This is a genomic window from Actinosynnema sp. (genome assembly GCF_052038725.1).
Genome location: NZ_JBQGCX010000074.1, coordinates 1 through 3764 on the forward strand (window position 1 = coordinate 1; position 3764 = coordinate 3764).

Here is a 3764-nt window from a genome sequence, read left to right on the forward strand (position 1 = left end):
GCCCCCACGTCACTTCGGGAGGGCTTCGGAGGCAGCGGCTCAGCACTCGATGACGTTCACCGCGAGCCCACCCCGAGCCGTCTCCTTGTACTTGACCTTCATGTCCTTCCCCGTGTCCCGCATGGTCTTGATGACCTTGTCCAACGACACGAAGTGCGACCCGTCCCCCCGCAGCGCCATCCGCGCCGCCGTGATCGCCTTGATCGACGCCAGCGCGTTCCGCTCGATGCACGGGATCTGCACCAACCCCCCGATCGGGTCGCACGTCAGCCCGAGGTTGTGCTCCATCGCGATCTCCGCCGCGTTCTCCACCTGCGTCGCGGTCCCGCCGAGCACCTCAGCCAGCCCGGCCGCCGCCATCGAGCACGCCGACCCGACCTCCCCCTGGCACCCCACCTCGGCCCCGGAGATGGACGCGTTCTCCTTGAACAGCACCCCCACCGCCCCCGCCGTCAGCAGGAACCGCACCACGCCGTCGTCCGAGGCGCCCGGCACGAACCGCGCGTAGTAGTGCAGCACCGCGGGCACGATCCCGGCCGCCCCGTTCGTCGGCGCGGTCACCACGCGACCGCCGGCCGCGTTCTCCTCGTTCACCGCCAGCGCGAACAGCGTCACCCAGTCCATCACCCGCAGCGGGTCCGTGGCGTAGTGCTCGTCGCGCAGCGACCGCCGCATCTCCGCCGCCCGCCGCCGCACCTTCAACCCGCCCGGCAGCACGCCCTGCTCGGTGCAGCCGCGCTCGACGCAGTCCTGCATCACCTGCCAGATGTGCAGCAGCCCCCGCCGCACCTCGTCCTCGCTGCGCCACGCCAGCTCGTTCGCCAGCATCACCTCGCTGATCCGCAGCCCGGTGGACGCGGTCAGGTCCAGCAGCTCGTCGCCGGTGCGGAACGGGTGGGCCAGCGGGGTCGTGTCGGGCTTGATGCGGTCCGCGCCCGACGCGTGCTCGTCGACCACGAACCCGCCCCCGACCGAGTAGTACTCGGCCCGGTCCAGGCTCGCGCCCGCCGCGTCGAACGCCTCGAACACCATCCCGTTCGGGTGCAGCGGCAGCGACTTGCGGCGGTGCATCACCAGGTCGTCGGGCTCGCGGAACGCGATCTCCGCGCCGCCGCCGAGCCGCAGCGCGCCCGCCGCCCGGATCTCGGCCACCCGCGCCTCCGCGGCGACCGGGTCGACCTCCTCCGGCTTGTTGCCCTCCAGCCCGAGCAGCACGGCCTTGGGGCTGCCGTGCCCGTGCCCGGTGGCGCCGAGCGAGCCGAACAGCTCCACCCGCACCCGGCGCACCTGACCGGACACCCCGCGCAGCCGCTCGGCGAACGTGGCCGCCGCCCGCATCGGGCCCACCGTGTGGGAGCTGGAGGGCCCGATGCCGACGGAGAACAGGTCGAAGACGCTGATCGCCACCGGTCAGTCCCCGGTCAGCTCGGCGTACTTCGCGGCCGTGAGCAGCCCCTCGGCGCTCTCGACCCGGACCTTGAACAGCCACCCGCCGCCGTACGGGTCGCCGTTGACCAGCGCGGGGTCCTCCACCGCGCCGGTGTTGACCTCCACGACCTCGCCGCTCACCGGCGCGTACAGGTCGCTGACCGACTTGGTCGACTCCAGCTCGCCGCACACCTGCCCGGACGTGACGCGCTCGCCCACCTCGGGCAGCTGCACGAACACGATGTCGCCCAGCGACTCGGCGGCGTACGAGGTGATGCCGACCGACACCGGCTCCTGGGTGCCGGGCGTCCAGTCGACCCACTCGTGGTCGGCGGTGTACAGCAGGTTCTCGGGGAATGCGGGCACGGCGGCGCTCCTGTCGCGGGACCTGTGGTGGGTTGATCCCCCACTCTGTCCTGGTACCTGAGAGCTTCGCCGCGCGAGCGGCTTGCACCGTGGGTGCGCCTCCCCCTTCGGGGTGCGCTTTCCAGAGCGGCCTCACCCCGGCGGTTCCCGTTGCCTGAGAGTGTGCGGGGTACTTGCTCCTTCGGCGCCCCGGCTGTTCCCGAGGACTCTCCCGCCGGTGATCCGGCGCCCCGCCAGGGACGCCGCGGCCGATGTTCAGTTGAGTCCCGAACGCTAGGTGCCCGCCCCGAGGGGTGTCAACGATTGGTCGGCGCGCACAAGCGCCGGGGGTCCCGTTCGTGCTGTGAGCACGATGACACCCCGCGGCGGGTACCCGACCTTTAGGCAATCACCGCAGCGAAGGAGGCCACCGTGCGCATCGCAGTCCCCCGCGAGGTCAAGAACCACGAGTACCGCGTCGCCCTCACCCCGGCTGGCGCCCACGAGCTGTCCGCGCGCGGCCACGAGGTGTTCGTCGAGGCGGGCGCGGGCCTCGGCTCCGCGATCCCCGACGACGAGTACCTGGCGGCGGGCGCCAAGGTGCTGGCCTCGGCCGACGACGTGTGGGCCGAGGGCGAGCTGGTGCTGAAGGTGAAGGAGCCGGTGGCCGAGGAGTACCCGAGGCTGCGGGAGGGCCAGGTGCTGTTCACCTACCTGCACCTGGCGGCGGACCGGCCGCTGACCGAGGCGCTGCTGGCCTCGGGCACGACCGCGATCGCCTACGAGACGGTGCAGTCGGCCGGCGGCGCGCTGCCGCTGCTGGCGCCGATGTCGGAGGTGGCGGGCAGGCTCGCGCCGCAGGTGGGGGCGTTCGCGCTGATGAAGCCGTCCGGCGGGCGCGGGGTGCTGCCCGGCGGCGTGCCCGGCGTGCACCCGGCGCGGGTGGTGGTGATCGGGGGCGGCGTGGCCGGGCTCAGCGCGGCGACGATCGCGGTCGGCATGGGCGCGGACGTGGAGGTGCTGGACACCAGCGTGGACCGGCTGCGGCAGATCGACGCGCGCTTCGGGAACCGGCTGCGCACGGTCGCGTCGACCCGGTACGCGGTGGAGCAGGCCGTGCTGGAGGCGGACCTGGTGATCGGCGCGGTGCTGGTGCCGGGCGCGCGGGCCCCGAAGCTGGTGGACAACGCGCTGGTGGCGCGGATGCGGCCGGGCTCGGTGCTGGTGGACATCGCGATCGACCAGGGCGGCTGCTTCGCCGACTCGCGGCCGACCACGCACGCCGACCCGACCTACCCGGTGCACGACTCGGTGTTCTACTGCGTCGCGAACATGCCGGGGGCGGTGCCGCGCACCTCGACGTACGCGCTGACCAACGTGACGCTGCCGTACGCGGCGGCGCTGGCCGACCGGGGCTGGCGGGAGGCGCTGCGCGCCGACCACGCGCTGGCGCTGGGCCTGAACACCCACCGGGGCGCACTGACCAACGGCCCGGTGGCGCTCGCGCACGACCTGGAGCACGCGCCGTACCCGGTCTGACCCGCCGAGGCCCTGGGAACGGCGATGGGGCGCCCACCGGCTTCGGGTGGGCGCCCCTTCGCCTGGAGAAGAAGAGGCGACCCGCTCAACCAGCCTGGGGGTCACTGGGAGCGGGCCGCGCCACCATCTTAGCCGGCAACGGACCCCGCTGCCCAGCACCCCACCGAAGTGACACGCGGGTCGATCCGCACGCCGTATGCCGGAATGCTCAAGCAAACGAGTGAATCCGGTGTTCACGGGTAAGCACTCGCGCGCCCGCGACCGATGGTCATGACGGGGTCGCGCGGCGTCGCGTGGGCACGCGCCCCGGTCCCCGGCACCCAGCACCGCCGACCCGGATCGGAGCACCCGTGACACGACCCCGCGGCCGGACCGCGCGCACCACCCCCGGCACCAGCCCCGGCGCAGCGCCGGGCGCGGTGATCGGCGCCACCACCGGCGCGGAGACCAGC

Annotated in this window: 3 protein-coding genes and 1 riboswitch; of the genes, 1 reads left to right on the plus strand and 2 read right to left on the minus strand. The window is 73.4% G+C overall.

Annotated features, from left to right (window positions below):
- Positions 1-39: 39 nt before the first annotated feature.
- Positions 40-1407, minus strand: a complete 1368-nt coding sequence (locus tag ACTUAL_RS01455) for an L-serine ammonia-lyase (protein ID WP_096496862.1) — start codon at positions 1405-1407, stop codon at positions 40-42.
- A 3-nt stretch (positions 1408-1410) separates the two neighbouring features.
- On the minus strand, positions 1411-1794 hold the full coding sequence (gene gcvH / locus ACTUAL_RS01460; RefSeq protein WP_015804935.1) for a glycine cleavage system protein GcvH: 384 nt from the start codon (positions 1792-1794) through the stop codon (positions 1411-1413).
- A 131-nt stretch (positions 1795-1925) separates the two neighbouring features.
- Positions 1926-2018, minus strand: a riboswitch (glycine riboswitch).
- A gap of 187 nt (positions 2019-2205) precedes the next feature.
- On the opposite strand from gcvH, the gene ald reads away from it, so the two are divergent.
- Positions 2206-3312, plus strand: coding sequence for an alanine dehydrogenase (gene ald, locus ACTUAL_RS01465; protein ID WP_096496863.1), 1107 nt, complete (start codon positions 2206-2208; stop codon positions 3310-3312).
- Positions 3313-3764: the final 452 nt, after the last annotated feature.